Source organism: Spirosoma flavus (genome assembly GCF_054778555.1).
Map to the genome: position 1 here is coordinate 1 of NZ_BAAGZL010000008.1, position 15,059 is coordinate 15,059.

24 protein-coding genes are annotated in these 15,059 nt (G+C 45.9%); 18 read left to right on the forward strand and 6 right to left on the reverse strand.

What is annotated here, in order from left to right; all coding sequences use genetic code 11:
• Positions 1-139 precede the first annotated feature (139 nt).
• Positions 140-448: a hypothetical protein gene (locus tag ACYVF1_RS28520; protein ID WP_461085439.1), complete on the reverse strand. Its 309-nt coding sequence runs from the start codon at positions 446-448 to the stop codon at positions 140-142.
• A 165-nt stretch (positions 449-613) separates the two neighbouring features.
• Between ACYVF1_RS28520 and ACYVF1_RS28525 the strand changes: the two genes are divergently transcribed.
• Entirely contained in the window at positions 614-904 is a 291-nt protein-coding gene (locus tag ACYVF1_RS28525; protein WP_461085441.1) for a hypothetical protein, read from the forward strand.
• A gap of 137 nt (positions 905-1,041) precedes the next feature.
• On the opposite strand, the gene ACYVF1_RS28530 is transcribed toward ACYVF1_RS28525, so the two are convergent.
• The 3 genes from ACYVF1_RS28530 to ACYVF1_RS28540 form a co-directional block, all read right to left on the reverse strand.
• The gene (locus ACYVF1_RS28530; RefSeq protein WP_461085443.1) at positions 1,042-1,506 is read right to left on the reverse strand and encodes a hypothetical protein; all 465 of its coding nucleotides are present in this window, start codon (positions 1,504-1,506) and stop codon (positions 1,042-1,044) included.
• A gap of 78 nt (positions 1,507-1,584) precedes the next feature.
• Entirely contained in the window at positions 1,585-2,328 is a 744-nt protein-coding gene (locus ACYVF1_RS28535; RefSeq protein ID WP_461085445.1) for a hypothetical protein, read from the reverse strand.
• 44 nt (positions 2,329-2,372) lie between these two features.
• Entirely contained in the window at positions 2,373-2,855 is a 483-nt protein-coding gene (locus ACYVF1_RS28540) for a DUF6624 domain-containing protein (RefSeq protein WP_461085447.1), read from the reverse strand.
• Positions 2,856-3,107: 252 nt separating this feature from the next.
• Between ACYVF1_RS28540 and ACYVF1_RS28545 the strand changes: the two genes are divergently transcribed.
• The 3 genes from ACYVF1_RS28545 to ACYVF1_RS28555 all read left to right on the forward strand — a co-directional run bounded on the left by ACYVF1_RS28545 (position 3,108) and on the right by ACYVF1_RS28555 (position 7,661).
• A complete protein-coding gene (locus ACYVF1_RS28545) occupies positions 3,108-5,483 on the forward strand; it encodes an ABC transporter permease (RefSeq protein ID WP_461085449.1) in 2,376 nt (791 codons plus the stop codon).
• A gap of 1,018 nt (positions 5,484-6,501) precedes the next feature.
• A complete protein-coding gene (locus ACYVF1_RS28550; RefSeq protein ID WP_461085451.1) occupies positions 6,502-7,236 on the forward strand; it encodes a DUF4369 domain-containing protein in 735 nt (244 codons plus the stop codon).
• 11 nt (positions 7,237-7,247) lie between these two features.
• Positions 7,248-7,661, forward strand: a complete 414-nt coding sequence (locus ACYVF1_RS28555) for a TlpA family protein disulfide reductase (RefSeq protein WP_461085453.1) — start codon at positions 7,248-7,250, stop codon at positions 7,659-7,661.
• A gap of 62 nt (positions 7,662-7,723) precedes the next feature.
• On the opposite strand, the gene ACYVF1_RS28560 is transcribed toward ACYVF1_RS28555, so the two are convergent.
• Positions 7,724-7,951: a helix-turn-helix domain-containing protein gene (locus ACYVF1_RS28560; RefSeq protein ID WP_461085455.1), complete on the reverse strand. Its 228-nt coding sequence runs from the start codon at positions 7,949-7,951 to the stop codon at positions 7,724-7,726.
• A gap of 61 nt (positions 7,952-8,012) precedes the next feature.
• Between ACYVF1_RS28560 and ACYVF1_RS28565 the strand changes: the two genes are divergently transcribed.
• Entirely contained in the window at positions 8,013-8,261 is a 249-nt protein-coding gene (locus tag ACYVF1_RS28565; RefSeq protein WP_461085457.1) for a hypothetical protein, read from the forward strand.
• Between the two features lie 180 nt (positions 8,262-8,441).
• Here ACYVF1_RS28565 and ACYVF1_RS28570 read toward each other — a convergent pair whose 3' ends face one another.
• Positions 8,442-8,786: a hypothetical protein gene (locus tag ACYVF1_RS28570; RefSeq protein WP_461085459.1), complete on the reverse strand. Its 345-nt coding sequence runs from the start codon at positions 8,784-8,786 to the stop codon at positions 8,442-8,444.
• Between the two features lie 180 nt (positions 8,787-8,966).
• Here ACYVF1_RS28570 and ACYVF1_RS28575 point away from each other — a divergent pair, with 180 nt between their 5' ends.
• From ACYVF1_RS28575 to ACYVF1_RS28635, 13 genes are all read left to right on the forward strand, one after another.
• Positions 8,967-9,302, forward strand: a complete 336-nt coding sequence (locus ACYVF1_RS28575; protein ID WP_461085461.1) for a hypothetical protein — start codon at positions 8,967-8,969, stop codon at positions 9,300-9,302.
• Between the two features lie 48 nt (positions 9,303-9,350).
• Positions 9,351-9,566 (forward strand): hypothetical protein, encoded by a 216-nt coding sequence (locus ACYVF1_RS28580; RefSeq protein WP_461085463.1) that lies wholly within the window; start codon positions 9,351-9,353, stop codon positions 9,564-9,566.
• A gap of 76 nt (positions 9,567-9,642) precedes the next feature.
• Positions 9,643-10,248 carry a hypothetical protein gene (locus ACYVF1_RS28585; RefSeq protein ID WP_461085465.1) on the forward strand — a complete coding sequence of 202 codons (606 nt, stop codon included), beginning with the start codon at positions 9,643-9,645 and terminating at the stop codon, positions 10,246-10,248.
• A 51-nt stretch (positions 10,249-10,299) separates the two neighbouring features.
• On the forward strand, positions 10,300-10,533 hold the full coding sequence (locus tag ACYVF1_RS28590; RefSeq protein WP_461085467.1) for a hypothetical protein: 234 nt from the start codon (positions 10,300-10,302) through the stop codon (positions 10,531-10,533).
• An 82-nt stretch (positions 10,534-10,615) separates the two neighbouring features.
• Positions 10,616-10,975: a DUF3846 domain-containing protein gene (locus ACYVF1_RS28595; RefSeq protein WP_461085469.1), complete on the forward strand. Its 360-nt coding sequence runs from the start codon at positions 10,616-10,618 to the stop codon at positions 10,973-10,975.
• A 51-nt stretch (positions 10,976-11,026) separates the two neighbouring features.
• Positions 11,027-11,686: a PD-(D/E)XK nuclease-like domain-containing protein gene (locus tag ACYVF1_RS28600; RefSeq protein ID WP_461085471.1), complete on the forward strand. Its 660-nt coding sequence runs from the start codon at positions 11,027-11,029 to the stop codon at positions 11,684-11,686.
• 255 nt (positions 11,687-11,941) lie between these two features.
• Positions 11,942-12,346 carry a hypothetical protein gene (locus tag ACYVF1_RS28605; RefSeq protein WP_461085473.1) on the forward strand — a complete coding sequence of 135 codons (405 nt, stop codon included), beginning with the start codon at positions 11,942-11,944 and terminating at the stop codon, positions 12,344-12,346.
• 3 nt (positions 12,347-12,349) lie between these two features.
• Positions 12,350-12,727, forward strand: a complete 378-nt coding sequence (locus ACYVF1_RS28610; protein ID WP_461085475.1) for a hypothetical protein — start codon at positions 12,350-12,352, stop codon at positions 12,725-12,727.
• Positions 12,727-13,074: a hypothetical protein gene (locus tag ACYVF1_RS28615; protein WP_461085477.1), complete on the forward strand. Its 348-nt coding sequence runs from the start codon at positions 12,727-12,729 to the stop codon at positions 13,072-13,074. The genes ACYVF1_RS28610 and ACYVF1_RS28615 overlap by 1 nt, the downstream gene beginning before the upstream one ends.
• A gap of 379 nt (positions 13,075-13,453) precedes the next feature.
• Positions 13,454-13,585 carry a hypothetical protein gene (locus tag ACYVF1_RS28620; protein ID WP_461085479.1) on the forward strand — a complete coding sequence of 44 codons (132 nt, stop codon included), beginning with the start codon at positions 13,454-13,456 and terminating at the stop codon, positions 13,583-13,585.
• 78 nt (positions 13,586-13,663) lie between these two features.
• Positions 13,664-13,825: a hypothetical protein gene (locus ACYVF1_RS28625; protein WP_461085481.1), complete on the forward strand. Its 162-nt coding sequence runs from the start codon at positions 13,664-13,666 to the stop codon at positions 13,823-13,825.
• A 146-nt stretch (positions 13,826-13,971) separates the two neighbouring features.
• A complete protein-coding gene (locus ACYVF1_RS28630) occupies positions 13,972-14,337 on the forward strand; it encodes a hypothetical protein (protein WP_461085483.1) in 366 nt (121 codons plus the stop codon).
• 29 nt (positions 14,338-14,366) lie between these two features.
• Positions 14,367-15,050 carry a recombinase family protein gene (locus ACYVF1_RS28635; protein ID WP_461085485.1) on the forward strand — a complete coding sequence of 228 codons (684 nt, stop codon included), beginning with the start codon at positions 14,367-14,369 and terminating at the stop codon, positions 15,048-15,050.
• Positions 15,051-15,059 lie beyond the last annotated feature (9 nt).

The following is a 15,059-nucleotide window of genomic DNA, read 5'->3' on the forward strand; positions in this document are numbered from 1 at the left end:
GAAGTGATTAATCAGTTCAGCATTATCTTTGAAGAGCGGATTAACTCCCATCGCTTCGAATAAAATCCTGTTGACACAGTTCAGCGAGCACTCCCAAAAACTGCTATCTTGATTATTAACTTTGTTAACATATTGGCACTTATATAACAACTCTATTTTCGTTAATCTCCAATATTTCTGCCAGCCCAATGGCGCTCTGCGCAGCTCCAATTTCTATAATTTCCCCTATTTGTAAAGTGGTACTAACTGGTCCATCAATCACTATTATATCTATTACCTTCGTTTCTCCTAAACAGATTGCTCCTTCTGGCAACGCTACAATCTTACCTGATGACATATAATGTGAATGTCCTTTCTTCCAGTATGAAAATCGAAATTCTTCGAACGCTGGGCCCAAAAAACGAAGAGAGTTTTCAGTATAGAGAGATGCCCGAACTTTGAGATACATAAATTGAATATTTTGGACAAAAGCGCATTATAGTTCCTTTAGTTCTAACTTGTCTAATTCACATAACATAAGTGTAGTTATATAACAGGCCTAGGTAATATGCTATAAATGAGCCTTTTGTAGTCGTCTTTCTATTATAACTTTTACAACATTATCTTTCTGTAAATGAGCCTTTCTAGTATAGATACTTTGCAGTGTATCATTGGCAAACTCACCGAAAGGTCGATCACACATGAGGTTCATAGCTTTGCCTCAGGTGCGAGGATGCTTGATATTTGGTATGATAACCGTTTCTACGTGATTCAGATCGACTCTGATTTATCTGATTCAATTGGCTTTTCAGAGATTACTGAGGACAATCCCGGATTTGATACAATACCAGATGAGGTATATTATACTTCTGAAGATGCCCTAGAAAAGTTAGAATCTATTCTCATAGTTAGAGAAAAACTCTGAAAACTCTAAAAACTCCCGTTCGCTTTTTTGACCCTTTTATATAAGTATTTTTAGCTCTGTTATATAACTTAGATTATGTAAAGGGATAAAAAAAGTATTGGACTAATTGGCTCCTATCTTTCGATTCTGAAAATAATTTACTTTTGAGCCGAGATAATTATACCTGCCGGAGAAGGAACATAGGTGCTTTTTGATGAGTCAGCAAGCGGAATAAGCAATCCCGCACTTACACTTCGTTCGGTGAATGTGTTTCCTTCTATAATTCCCTGATAACCCGAAGCAACATAGTTAATAGCTGATAATTGAAGCCTGCCACTGGCTTCAGTAACACGAACATCTTTTATAAAACGGACGGGCAAGCTCTTACGGGTGTAAAATGTCCCTACTCGTACTGAATCAGGCCCCTTCCGGTCAACGACTATATAAAAGTCGCTCACTCCAATCTTATTGACACCTCTGGTGGAGTACATTGTGTCACCGAACACAGTGTATGATTGAACTATGTATTTGCCCGAAGCGCGAGCAGTCACGTCTGTGGGTTGATCTTCCGATTTACAGCTAAAAAGCCCCAATAGTGGTAGAATTAGAAATAGCTTGTTCATGAGGTTGAGTGTTTACTAGGTAAACGAACATGTACTTTTTTGTTGTACAAGTGCCATTATGATTACAAACATGATCTTTCATCGTATGCGTAGATACAGCTCGTTGCTACTGATCGACTTAGGTTCGATCATGCTAAACTGACCTACTCTACAAACTGATCCATGTAAATTAATGTCAGGTAACGCCAGAACGATCTTGTAATCGCCTGGCTGCTGGTAAAGAAAGGTAATGTTGGTGAAGTCCTGACAACGTTCTTGGGACTTCATCAGGGTAAATAAGGCGGTTCGCTTTTCTAAGCCAGTCACTTGGGTAAAGTGCTCTAGGTCCGTTTCACTGATAGTTTTGGCATACTGGGTATTGTTATAATCGTAATTGTACCACAGTGAATCATCCCGAACGAACTGTTGATATAGCTCAGACTTTGCATTATAATTCTGTTGGCCAAAGGAATCAACAATTGACCCGGTTGTCCTATATAGACTATCTTTCAAAGCCCTTTCCTGCTCGAATTCCTGATCAAGAGGGTGCTTAAGCTCAATGTATTGGTTAGTGAGTGGATTCCACTTATAATACTTGACGTGACGTATCAGGCTACCCCTAGGCGATGGCGTGTACAGCCCTACATCGTGTTCTGATTGGTTCTTAGCCTCGAGCAGAAGCCCCACATCTTGACCAGTCGTGCCTGAAGCTTGTCGGCAAACGATAACCAACTGAATAGAAATGCTTTTTTGAGCACAGGCTGTAGCGCTAATCAAAAGCATAGCCAGCAGCCATTTTGAGCCAAGAGAGCTAACAGTCCTATGAACTAATTCAATCGACATCTTAGGAGGTTTCTTTCCTGTTGTATAATTGGGTATATGTAAAGTTAATGCTTAAGTCGCTCAGCTAGCTCAAGAGGATTATCCGTAATTGTTCCCCTTTCAAAAGACTGCTTAATCAGTGGGTAGTATTTGCGCCGATAGGTAACATCGGCATGCCACACAATCAAATAGGCCGTTTCAGAGCCCTGTTTTCCATACTGTTTAATGGTAGGCCAGCCGTAACGGGTAATGATCTTAGTAAGTAAAGCCTGGTTAGTTTTATCGTTGGCTATAATTTTTCGCCAGTAGAAATTCTGTTTCTGTTTCGTTTGGGAGCCGTTGATAAGGCTGTCCCTGTAGCGTTGATCATTCTCATAAAGCCGGTTAAGCAACTGTTTGCAATCAGTTAGCGAGTAGTGCTGAACAGGCAGTAAACTATCCATGTCCGCAACGCGTCCTTTATCAGCTAGGTAAGCAGCCCACTCCACCATTAATTTGTTGCTGCCTTGAGGATGGGCTGACTGAGCTTTCAGTGTGGGCAAACTCATGCCTAGCATGGCTGTCACTATTGCCAGTAAGCGCAGAAAGGGCCATATAGTTTTGTGTTGTATAATCTCAGTGGCTGTTGCAAAAGTCAAAACTGCTTCAGATCAATGATCAATATTCTTATTTCGATGGAAAGTTAAAGTGTTTGTAAAACGGAGACTTCGATCATTCCCAGATTATTTTGCTAGATAAACTATTCTGGCCGTTGAAAATTTCTTTAATTGATCTGTTTTGAAAACTCAACCCCTGCCTTTATGCTTAGAAGTTACGTAAAAATAGCCTTTCGGAATTTAGGAAAAGAGCGGTTATTTACGCTCATTAGCATCGCTGGGCTAGCGGCTGGACTTGCTGGTTCAATCATCATTATCCAGTTCGTGTTTCATGAATGGAGCTACGACAAATTTCATGCAAATCAAGACCGCCTATTCCGTATCTTAACCCGCAACCAACGAAGTTCTTATCCGGGCTCTTCGTCAAAATTGGCGCCACAGCTTAGTCAGGAAAATCCAGACGTTAAAGGGTATACCCGAATTTATAGAACTTGGTCAACAAGTATTAAACGGCCAGAAAAACCGACATTGATCCATGAAGAGAAGGGCTTTGTCTTTGCTGATCAGTCCTTGTTCTCCATTTTTAGTTTTCCACTAACCCGTGGCAATGCGACAAAGCTCCTCCAAAAGCCGTTTACAGTGGTTATTTCGGAGAAAATGGCGGATAAGTATTTCGGGGAACAGAATCCAATCGGGAAAACGATCAGCTACAATGGACAACAACTGCTTGAAATAGTCGGTGTCGTTAAAAATGTCCCGACCAACTCTACGCTCACATTCGATTTTGTTTCCTCGCTGAGTACGTTACAAAAAATCAATCAATTTGCTTTTGACAACCTCCCCAACTTCGAAACGTTCCTGCTAATTGACCGAAAAGAGTCAATTCCCAAGATTACCAGGAATATCAAAGTCGCTAGTAAATTAATTGCCACGTTAAACTACAACGAAAGTGACCATTACGAGCTTGAACCTTTAGGTGAGTTGCGGTTTGGCAATAGCTATACCTTTAATGAAAAGTCAGGCCTCAAACTTCTGTATATCCTATCGGCTATTGCGCTGCTGATCCTTTCTCTAGCGTTGTTCAATTATATTAATCTGGCAACAGCGCGAGCTACCATGCGGGCAAAAGAGGTTGGCGTCAGAAAAACAATCGGTGCAAGCCACTTCAGCCTGGTTAAACAGTTCTTTTTAGAATCTACACTAGTTACTTTTCTTGCTTTTCTGGTAGGGATTGGACTGGTGTTGTTGCTAAGGGAGCCGTTTAACACTCTTTTCGGGCTTAGCATCGAGCTGTCTTTGCTAACTAGCACTCCGTTTATAGGCATCCTGCTTGGGTTGTTTGTGAGCAGTACGATCTTAGCTGGGCTCTATCCAGCGTTGATTCTGTCGGGCTTTTCGCCCATCAAGGTTCTCAAGGGAAACTACATCAGTGGAAGTAAGGGTAAAAAAGCCCGTAGTACCATGATCGTTTTTCAGTTCTGCGTCTCGGCAACACTTATATTATGCAGTCTGGTAATGCAGCAGCAGATCAATTATATGAAAGGCCGAGACCTTGGATTTGATCGAGAGCAGGTGTTGGCCCTCACGTTAAGTGACAAAGTTGCCCCAAAAAGTGATGTTTTCAAGCAAGATGTTAGGAGTCAAACCGGACTTGAACAGCTGAGTTTGTCAGATACGCCGTTTTTCAAGACCTACGGAACGCGTAAGTTTCAAAGCCATTTATCGGGGAAAGTGACGGATCTGGTAACCCTGAAAGTAGATGCGGATTTTGTATCGAATCTTGGTCTTAGCTGGCAGGCGATCCCAGATAAAGATGCACCGGCTAATGACGAGGGTTTCTATGTTACGCTGAACGAGATGGCGGTTAAGACATTAGGGTATACGACTGGTACTGTGATCGGGCAGCGCTTGTTGAATGAAGGGGGGCTAGCATACGGAAAAATAGTAGGCATCGTGAAGAATTTTAACCTGACAAGCCCGCAGGCGGAAATTCAGCCGATGTTGTTTTTAGTCAAGAAGCCCCTGTTGGCGCCTAGCGGATTCCGAATTATGCAAGTTCGCCTTGGTAGGCAGCAGCCAATAAGTGACCAGATCGCGATGCTGGACAAAATTTATCGTGACTATGATCCTGATTCACCGTTTCAGTATTCATTTTTAGAGGCTGATTTCCAGAAAGCGTTTATAACCCAGACCAGGATTTCCTATATGGTTCAAATTTTTACAGCCGTAGCGATTTCATTAGCTTGTCTGGGCTTATTCGGACTGATAACGTTTATTGGTCAAACGCGCTCCAAGGAAATTAGTATCCGGAAAGTTATGGGTGCCAGTGTTATCACTATTTTTTCTCTTCTGTCTAGGGACTTTCTAGTTTTGATGCTTCTTTCAGTTCTAATAGCGGTACCCAGTGCTTACTATTTAATGGATCAGTGGTTGCAGGACTTCGTTTACCGTGTCAACCTGAGTTGGGGGGTATTTGCTGGCGGAGGTTTAGTTAGCCTGCTAATCGGGCTGCTCACGATTAGCTACCAAGGGGTTAAAGCTGCGTTATCGAATCCGGTGAATGCTTTGCGCTCGGAATAAGTGGAGGTATTTTTTCAATTAATTCAACTTATTTCCTAGCAAGGCAATAGGAGAACAGCGGTTTTTTCTTCCCAGTATGGACCAATGCCGACTTTTGCAACAACCACCTCAAATATGTTAAATAGTATTATTTCGATCAATCCCTTTATAGACACAAACCAAAAAGGTACTTGTCGAAAAGCCTAGCAGGACGTACCTGAACGGTCCATCAACGAATGCCAATAGTAAAGCGGCCAGAGCTAGTAATAAGAACAATCGATCCTTCTTCATCAGCTGGTCTTAGCTGACGGGGACGGAGATGTCAGACTAATTTGAAAAATAAGCGGTCATATTAGCCAAATTTCAAAAAAATAGGCCGCCCCTCAAACAATTGACTCCAGGCTTAGTTTATAAAGTGTATTTCGCTCGAAGTAGACATACATGCACTTAAAACGCAGCCGTACGCCTGCACACAGAGTGAAACCAGAAGCCAGGTGACTTTCCCGTCGTCTGGCTTTCTTTTTATCCTCTTACAAAAGTCCTATATCTTCATTTCATACTATAAATTTAATAATTACATACCCGAATCCTTAGAATAAGTCAATCCTGTACATATACCATTTATCGCCGTTTTTAAGCGATTCATCACTTAAATTCAACGCTTGACCAATTCTTCGTTGACAGCTGAGTACGCTCTCCATTATTTTTGTAGCACATTCACAAACAACAAAGACGATGAACACTAAATTAATGCACATCAACCGCCCGGCTCGGCCCCGCATCATTGAAGTCGGTGGCCCTCTAGTAGGTCTGCGTGGTCGGACGATCTACCGGATGCGGGCTCGCTAAGCGAGCTCTTCCCGAAGCGGTAAGCTCCCCTGAGTGAGAGCTTTTTTTATGGCTAATCGTCGCTGTCAAGGTTCGTAAACACTTATCTCATTTCAGTTTTTTACATAATCGATTCAGCCTATACGAATAAATATTTTGCGAATCAGCGTTACTAGAGCAAAGTGTTAAGCTTACGAAAACAGGGCTTCTGATGAAACGTGTCACCCAACAATTCAGCCATAAAATCGACGTATCGTTTCAAACTAGTTGCCTTCTCGTTATTCTTATCTGCCTGCTTATAAATCCGCTACTAGCCAGTGCCCAGTTGACTAGCCGAATCGAATGCTACGTACCCCTGGCTCAAGACAGTACTGAATGTAAACTAGTCATCAAGCGCCCTGAGAGCAAGCCTATTATTAAATCGACCTTGGCATTGGATGGGCACGCCATCTTCGTGGTTACTGTCGCTGAGCCATGTCCGGCCTACATATGGATCGAGAACCGAAAAAAGGATGTGAACCTGTTCATTGACACGGCCGATATACGTATCACGTTCAGTGACCACCTATCAGCACCTCCTCAAATCGCTGGTTCATCCGCTTCTGAACTCTGGAATCATCAAGCCAGCTTGTTAGCTCAACTTCAGGAAAAGCATACCGAATTAAGTAGTCAATTTCAGTTTAGCTCAATAGAGCCCCAAAATTCTCTTTCAGGTAAATCGCTTCCTGACGTCATGGAGCGAATGGAGCAACTACAGGATTCATTACATACCGAATACGTAGCGGTGCTGGCTAACCTGATTGCTACTAATCCCAAGGTTATCTCAAGCTGGTATCTATTTAGATCTAGATTTCTGGCTTTCCCGTATCAGACACGAAACGAGCTATTTGCCAAACTACCTACTTTTCGGGAGTATGCGTCTACCAAAAGATTCAGCGGGAACTAACCGCGAACCAGGTGGGTCAAAGAGCATTAAATTTTGAGTTATCTACTTTAACAGAGAAGCGGTTAAGTTTAGCGGATATTAAGGCGAAGTACATACTATTGGATTTCTCCAGCAGCTACGTACCTTCCAACAAACGCCGACACGGGGCACTCCAAAAACTCTATGAACGCTATCACTCGCTAGGATTCGAAATCATCACCATCTCTCGAGAATTTGATAGTCAGACGTCCAGAGCTGCTTTACTGAAGGAGAAATTACCCTGGCCAGTACTGATTGATCTGGAAGAAGAAACAGGGGTTCACGCTACATACCAGATTGGGCGACTTCCGACTGCCATCTTATTGAACAGCAGTAAAAAGATCGTGGCTCAGGATATTCAAATCCGTGATTTAGAAGAGAAATTGGGTAAGTTACTGGCTCGATAATAAATGTACTGATTGTTATAATCTTACTTACAGTTTAAATTGATTTCCGAGTTTTTGGGAATTTATTCGATCAAAACTGCTCCTTTACCCCGCATCAGGTACTCAGCCGATACGTTCGGAAATTTCGACAGGATTTTATCAAGCGTTTCCCAGGCGGGAACAGACTGGCCTGACGTATAGCGGTACATCTGCATTTTATTGATTTCCAGTTCAGAAGCAAAATCCTGCGTTTTCAAGCCGAGCGCACTGACAATGGTTTTGATACGTAACGAGGACACGTCGCTAGTCATACTTTATACTATTTCGTGCAAATTAATGGTTCGAACTGGCTCTATGAAATAAAATTCGTAGATGAGAAACCAGCCAGTTCGCCCGGTCGTGCCCGGGGCCAGCGGCTTCGCTACGCGCCAACCGCCCGGCCCCGGTCGCGTCCGGTCGTTGTGGCCCCGTCCGCTACGTACCGCGCCCCTTCGATCAGGCGGTAGCTTGTGGCGCGGGTTAGGTTGCACAAGCCCACACCCGGCAGTAAACCTCTTCGCGTTCAGTAGGTTTGTGGTGCCGGGCGTGGGCTTGCGTGTCGTATGGCTGACGCATCAGTAAAGAGTGCCGACGCGGGCCACTCAGGCCGTGGGGCCAAACGAATAAACGGGGAAAAGTCCGCGCCGGGATTTGGTGGGTCAGGGAAGTTCGCCGAGTCGCGGACAGTATCAAGCGTAAGTCAAATTGGGATATTATTCAGTGGTCATCTGGGTTTGGGTGGTTTGGGCATCAAACTAGTTTTTAAACGAGTATCAGCTGCACCCGTTTTCCCTGTCGTTTGGCCTCCTTCAGTTCGTTAGCCGTTCCGGTGCTTTTGCCATCCCATAACGCCAGTACGTTGTCGGCGTCGCTCACCAGCTTTTTACCACGTATCGGCCCGGCGGCTCGGCCGTGCTCTTTCCAGTTCGGGGCGTAACCAGTTTCTGGTTTTCCCGTTTCGGTTGCCCAGGTCTCCGCATGCTGTTTGCCGGCGCCTTCGGCGCCGTGCAGCAGGTGCGTTGTCCCCAGTTGGTCAAGTGCGGTTTTCACCTGGACGTAGTGGTCGGCGCTGGTTAGTTGGCGGCTAGCCAGTAGTGCTGTTTTCATACTAGTATAACTAATAGTTCTGTGTTCCAGTTCCATAATTTTATACCATTTAATATTATTTTTTATACTGTATAGTATAATATATCACATCTTTTGCGTATCTTTAAGTGTTGGAATTGAGCAGGTGAAAGCGCAACACATGACAACAATAGCATATTTAACACTTAGAAAATTAGAACCATGAATCAGATTCACTATTTTAAAACCGCGAACCGTTACGTAGCAGTTGCCCCCGGTCAGTTCACAGAAACTATCACGTTTAGCCAGACGCTGAATGAGCGTTATCCCGTTTATGCATCTATTATATTTCAAACGGGTAGCTTTTTAAATCAAGAATATTACGAGCGGGTAGAAAGTGGCTACAGCCCTTCAAATTATGCTGAATACGTAGCAACTCGCTATAAAGCCCAAGCCGCCACCGCTGAATTTTTCGGTGAGTATGAGCAATTCCGCACACCACCTGCGCAAGTAGATGAAAGTCTTATGCAGGGTTTTCTGGCGTTCGTAAACAAATAATTCCCATCTGGCCCGGCCAGTGGTGCCGGGCTTAATCCCTCACTTCCTATGCGATTTTCCGAAACCGTCCGGCTTCATGGCGTAGCTATGTCCATAACCGGCACCTACGAACGCGCTGAACGCCCAAGCCGCGATTATCCCGGCTCCGGTCTGGAAATCTATCCAATCACGGCCACCATTAACGGCACTGACGTACTGCCGCTGATCAACGCGGTCGACTGGTGGGACGAACTAGAAACGGCCATCCGGGAAGCGCTTTGCTGACCCAACATAAAACCCGATCGGCCGGGACGGGCCAAGCTCCCGGCCATTCTCTACCTACATTCAAATGCCTACAACTATGAAATACACCACGGTAAACGAAGAAACCGGCGACGTAACGAGCCTGATCAAATGCCTGGCACCGGGACGCCCCCGCCAGTACCGTTTCAATGGCCAGACCGGACGCTTTAACATCGACGGAACCCGCGACATGGGCACCAGCCTCACCCTTCAACCCGTTGCCTGGCGCATCTTTGAAGAAAACCTATTTGCGCGCGGACGTAATGAAATCTGGGCCGAACTGTTTTTCGTCGATGCGACCAATGCCCTCAGTTCGATCATGTTCAATAATTCATCGGTCAATGAATTATACGGGCTGATTGAACCGCTTTTCTACGATGATCTGACGCTGGCAGACGTCGTGCTGACCATTACCAGCGAGAAGAAGAAAAACGAGAAGGTGCAGCCCGCCGGTACGTGGTTTCTGGCCAAATTTTCCTACACCGAAGCGAACGCGGCCGACGTAGCAGAACTGCGCACATACGCCCTGAACATGCCGGTTTACCGAGCTGATACGTTGACAGCCACCGCCGTTTACGCTGTTGTATCCGATACGTTCGCCGTTGGCCACGCTTTGCCCGCTCCCGTTACCGCAGCCGAGTTACCTGCCCCCACCGAAGCCTAATCCCTCACGGGTCCCGATGCTAACGTATCGGGACCACAAACACCCGTATTTATGGAACGACTGTATGCTCACAAGAAAGCGACGTTTCGCTTCTGGGATGAGATCGTTGAGGAACAGAAGAAGACAGCCTTCACCGCTGACGCGGCTCAATTGGTGGCCAGCGCGGTCGAATGGCTAGGAATCTACGCCAACCAGATTCCGAACGTAACACCCGCCGATGCCTGGCTGATTCTGTATGACTGGCAAACACTCTGGTTCTACGAACGCTGTGGCGTCATGATCTGAACCATTCTAATTACTCACTTTCACAAACCGGCCCACTGTTTCCCCAACGTAGCAGTGGGCCACAAATCACCTGACAAGACTTATGAAGATTAACGCCATAGAAATCGACGTAGTGACTCAGACGGTCGCTGACATTCAACTCGATAACGGACTCCAGGCTATGTATGCCGCCATTGGCTGCACGTGTGTTGACCGGGTGGTTCTGGATGATGAAACCGATTTATGGATCGACGATGAAGGGCTGTTACACAACCCACAGCCCGCCAAGTTTATGATTGCCGGATTTGATAATCGCTTTGCCGGAAACGGTCTGATTTGCGGCTATAACGCCGAAGGTGAAACGATCAGCACAGCTCTGACGGCCGATCAGGTGCGGCCATTGATCACCTTTTTAGGCGACGTAGCACTACCCATCGAACCCGCTTTTGTGATTTCATTCTAAACCCACCGACCGGGGACACGTAGCGGTTCCCGGTCTTCACCAAACACGTATATGGATTACCGTTCATTGCCCCGAATATCTAATTCCGACCTCTCTGAATTCCGCGATCATATTTTTGGATACCGCCCCTACAAACCCGCAAAGGCGATGCAATTCGGTTCGGCCCTGCACGAGCTGATTCTCGAGCGCCCTGGCCAGCAGATTGAACCCGTTCCCAACGTAGCGGACACCCTCGACCGGAAATTGTTGCACAACCTGGCGAATCAGGTGCACCGTGATAAATTCTGCCGCTGGGCGCTGCGGTTCAGTCGCAAGGAAACCGTTCAGCTTTGGGAAGATGCCGGCACGGGTTTACTGCTGAAATCCAAACTGGACGTAGTGCACAAGAATCACCTGGTCATCGACTTTAAAAGTACGAGCCAGCCAACCTTTGCCGGTTTTCTGCGGTCGCTGACTACCTACAGCTACGATCGACAGGCCGCTTTTTACCTGGACAGTTTGGGCGCCAGCCGCTTTGTGTTCGTGGGGGTGCAGAAAGTGAAACCGTTTCATATCTGGACGGTCGAGTACCGGGCCACTGGTACGTTCATCGAAACCGGGCGCAAAAAGTACCGCGCGCTGCTGCGCGAATGGAAACGTCGTGAGGAGGCCGGTCAGTCGTTTATACCCTCATCCTGGAACGTAGTAATTCAATCGGAACTATGCTGCTGATGAGTGGATACGTAGCAAAAACCCTTGTTCTGTTTGCGCTGATGATTCTGGCCGGTTGGTTGCTGCGGACGGATCGACACGGGAAGAATTTTTGAGGATTTTGGGGCCGATAACGAAATTCTCCGTTATTGGCCTCACTTTCTAACGTAACATGACGTAGCACCGACGACGGATAACAAACGTAGTTGACAGGAATCGTTTATTTTTACAAATCAAGTTGGGCTTTTTGCTTGGGCGAACCTTAACTTTTGTGATATGTCAGACAGCTCCCCCATAGTTGACACATTCAAAACCGTGAATCCTGATCTTCACTTACTCACTGTACTTAAGCAGATGGTTGCCGACTATTCCGATTCGGACTGCCATTATATGGTTTCGGCCAGTTACTTTGATTTTGTTGATAGTGAGAGACAGCATACTCGGCAATATATGGCTCCTATATATGTCCATCAGGATTCGGCAGCTAACATTGACTTTGATGAGCAGGGTGTTTTGCTGGATACGTTCTTCAGCCCGGAGCAGGATACTCCTGCCGAGCGCATACGAATACCCTACGACCAAATTTATCGAATAGCTAGAAGTAGTACCGGAGGTCTCTTTACCAATGAGGATACTGTATATAATGAACCGTCACGCTTTAAAATGCCTCCCCTGCGTTAATCTATGCGACACCCAATAGAAAAGTACAATCAGCAACAGGCAGAAACGCTGGCCAGTTTACCCGAAGAAAACCGGGAATGGATGGCCCGAATGTTTCGGATTGGCAATGCTACGTATTGCTACTATAACCGCGCTAAGGAGTTGGCAGCCTACAGCAACGAAATCCTACAGGTTTACTTTGAGGAATACCTGAGCGGTATAGAACACGAGGGGCTACGTAGAGCCGAGGAGCGGGAGGGACTCCAGAAAGCAAAAAGCAGCTTTGGTTTTCGTCGATATATACTCGAACGGCACGACATCGGTATGGACGAATTTTTACGGTTACACCTCAGCGAAGAAGACTACGCTTTTCACCGATCAAACGCACCTGACGCGAAGTAATGGAACGGTATCGGCTCAACTTCAAGGCCACGAACGGCTACCCTAGTTCGTGCGACCTGACTATTTACCCGGAGATTCAACTGGTCGTAGTAAGCGAAACCGGCGAAGGCATGAGCGTGACCAACGCGGCCGAGACAATAGCCACTGAGGTAGTGAAGCGGTTTGGTCTGGACCCTAAGCGAATGTTGTTTGTAGAGCACTATTCCGAAGAACAGCGACCAATGCCCTATGGCGAATCCTACGACCTTGTTACATTCACTTGGGACAAATACGGAGCCAGAAATCCGGAATGGCGACACTTGCCTCCAGCCGAATTTCACGACATTATAAACGCAGTAAACGGCTAATGGTAATAATATTCCCTCTAAATCGCGCGGATATCGGTGTTTTAGTAAAGCCTAACGACCGCCCCACTTACCTTTCCATATCATACCGGATTAACATACACATTTAGTGGAACGTGGGACACATTAAATGATTATCATAGAAAAATTCTTATCCCTTACTTTGACATATTATGATGATTTATAACGACGTTGACCACCTGACCGACGAAGAGAGAAATTGTATTTTAGGTGCACATTGGTACTCGTACACCCAGGGCATTGGATCAATTCTTCTATCCAACGGTTCATGGCATTGTAATGACACCGTTGGCGCAAAACAGTACCTTGATAATTTGGGTGTCACCGAAACTCACTTGGACAATAAAAATCAGTACCAATAATGACGTTTGAATGGGACGAGGGCAATTTGTCGAAACAGGAACAGGTTCAGGAAAGGAGCCTATTCATCGACGTAGCGGAAATCGAAACGTTACTCGATGACCCATACAGATTATCCGCCAACGTAACGTAGCACTTTCTGTTCAGACGGCCCAGCGACCGGATCCGACCGATTACTGTTTGGAGAACCAAGCAAACCAACTGAACGAGCATGCAAACCAAGCCAACTAAATCCGACAATCCGAAACGTGGAATGGCCGAGGCATCCGAAATGGAACAGACCTATTTCGAAAGCCATCCTGACGGGAAACGGGTGACGCTCCAGGAAGTGCTGGAACGTAGCAAGGCGAAGGCGAACGTATTGGTCAAATAAGTATCCGGGAACTGTAACAGGTTCCCGGTTCTGTTTCTGGCCGACAGGTAAATTGTACAAATGATTTCCTTTACAATACCATGACGCACGTTATGATATTGTAAAATAGGAATATATAAGCACAATAACAATAACACTTTAGGCGCATGGAAACAAATTCAATTCAAGACATGCCTTTCGATGTGGAATGGTCTGATGAGGCTAGACTAACTTTTAATCGCCTGCCTGTTGACGTACAGGCTGGCCTGATCAAGCAGCTACCTGATCTGGTTAAAAACTATGCGGATTTGTACCAGCGCCGGCCAGCCGAAAGTGTAAGTGTCGGTACAACGTCCCATATGCAGGTTCCTGGCTGGAGTATGTGGTTACGCTTGGAAACAGAGTATCACGAAGATGAGGTAGGCCCCATTCTATTTATTCATGGGTTTGATGAGCTATCGAGTAAAGAGTTTGAGCAATCCCTATCAGCGGCTAAATCGATGCCGGGACGAATTAACCCGTCAAATTCCTAGGCTAACCAATCTATCAATCACTAATTGCGATGAAGTACGTTCTTTATTTCCGGGTATCGACCAAAAAGCAGGGGGAGTCAGGCTTAGGACTGGAGGCTCAACGGTCCTACATCGAACACTACTATACGGGTAAGGAGTTGATTGCTGAGTTTACCGACGTCCGCTCAGGCAAGACCATCCACAAACGGCCCGAATTGCAAAAGGCTATTGCTCTCTGCAAAAAGGAAGGTGCTACGTTGGTAGTGGCAAAGATTGACCGATTGAGCCGTAATACAGAGCAAGCGCTGAGTATCTATCGGGATTTAAACGAGCGGCTAGAGTCCTGTGACATTCCGAATCTGGATAAGTTCACGCTCACGCTGTTTATGGCTATCGCTGATCGGGAGCGAGAGCTTATTAGCATCAGAACCCGTCAGGCACTTGAAGCTAGACGGAAACGTCTGGGCGAATGGAGAGCCAGCGGACCAAACGAGAAGAAAGCAGCAGCTTCGGTGCTCGGTGTTCGGCTTAACAAGGAAATGGCTGCGGAAAATGATAACAACCGACGTGCTACGTCGGTGGCCCAGATGATGAGTAAAGCGGGTAGTAACTATACCGAAATAGCTGCTCATCTCAACGGATCGGGATTCAAAACCTCTAGGGGATGCGAGTTCCAAGCTACTCAGGTGATGCGACTGTTACATCGAAAGCAACTAGAGAAAAGTCAAACATAAGGCTGGCAC

Coding starts and splice junctions, on each gene's coding strand:
- ACYVF1_RS28520 (WP_461085439.1), bottom strand. CDS start 448: ATGTATCTCAAAGTTCGGGCATCTCTCTATACTGAAAACTCTCTTCGT.
- ACYVF1_RS28595 (WP_461085469.1), top strand. CDS start 10,616: ATGAAGATTAACGCCATAGAAATCGACGTAGTGACTCAGACGGTCGCT.
- ACYVF1_RS28565 (WP_461085457.1), top strand. CDS start 8,013: ATGAGAAACCAGCCAGTTCGCCCGGTCGTGCCCGGGGCCAGCGGCTTC.
- ACYVF1_RS28615 (WP_461085477.1), top strand. CDS start 12,727: ATGGAACGGTATCGGCTCAACTTCAAGGCCACGAACGGCTACCCTAGT.
- ACYVF1_RS28590 (WP_461085467.1), top strand. CDS start 10,300: ATGGAACGACTGTATGCTCACAAGAAAGCGACGTTTCGCTTCTGGGAT.
- ACYVF1_RS28535 (WP_461085445.1), bottom strand. CDS start 2,328: ATGTCGATTGAATTAGTTCATAGGACTGTTAGCTCTCTTGGCTCAAAA.
- ACYVF1_RS28545 (WP_461085449.1), top strand. CDS start 3,108: ATGCTTAGAAGTTACGTAAAAATAGCCTTTCGGAATTTAGGAAAAGAG.
- ACYVF1_RS28600 (WP_461085471.1), top strand. CDS start 11,027: ATGGATTACCGTTCATTGCCCCGAATATCTAATTCCGACCTCTCTGAA.
- ACYVF1_RS28620 (WP_461085479.1), top strand. CDS start 13,454: ATGACGTTTGAATGGGACGAGGGCAATTTGTCGAAACAGGAACAGGTT.
- ACYVF1_RS28585 (WP_461085465.1), top strand. CDS start 9,643: ATGAAATACACCACGGTAAACGAAGAAACCGGCGACGTAACGAGCCTG.
- ACYVF1_RS28560 (WP_461085455.1), bottom strand. CDS start 7,951: ATGACTAGCGACGTGTCCTCGTTACGTATCAAAACCATTGTCAGTGCG.
- ACYVF1_RS28635 (WP_461085485.1), top strand. CDS start 14,367: ATGAAGTACGTTCTTTATTTCCGGGTATCGACCAAAAAGCAGGGGGAG.
- ACYVF1_RS28610 (WP_461085475.1), top strand. CDS start 12,350: ATGCGACACCCAATAGAAAAGTACAATCAGCAACAGGCAGAAACGCTG.
- ACYVF1_RS28530 (WP_461085443.1), bottom strand. CDS start 1,506: ATGAACAAGCTATTTCTAATTCTACCACTATTGGGGCTTTTTAGCTGT.
- ACYVF1_RS28550 (WP_461085451.1), top strand. CDS start 6,502: ATGAAACGTGTCACCCAACAATTCAGCCATAAAATCGACGTATCGTTT.
- ACYVF1_RS28575 (WP_461085461.1), top strand. CDS start 8,967: ATGAATCAGATTCACTATTTTAAAACCGCGAACCGTTACGTAGCAGTT.
- ACYVF1_RS28540 (WP_461085447.1), bottom strand. CDS start 2,855: ATGAGTTTGCCCACACTGAAAGCTCAGTCAGCCCATCCTCAAGGCAGC.
- ACYVF1_RS28605 (WP_461085473.1), top strand. CDS start 11,942: ATGTCAGACAGCTCCCCCATAGTTGACACATTCAAAACCGTGAATCCT.
- ACYVF1_RS28580 (WP_461085463.1), top strand. CDS start 9,351: ATGCGATTTTCCGAAACCGTCCGGCTTCATGGCGTAGCTATGTCCATA.
- ACYVF1_RS28525 (WP_461085441.1), top strand. CDS start 614: ATGAGCCTTTCTAGTATAGATACTTTGCAGTGTATCATTGGCAAACTC.
- ACYVF1_RS28570 (WP_461085459.1), bottom strand. CDS start 8,786: ATGAAAACAGCACTACTGGCTAGCCGCCAACTAACCAGCGCCGACCAC.
- ACYVF1_RS28630 (WP_461085483.1), top strand. CDS start 13,972: ATGGAAACAAATTCAATTCAAGACATGCCTTTCGATGTGGAATGGTCT.
- ACYVF1_RS28625 (WP_461085481.1), top strand. CDS start 13,664: ATGCAAACCAAGCCAACTAAATCCGACAATCCGAAACGTGGAATGGCC.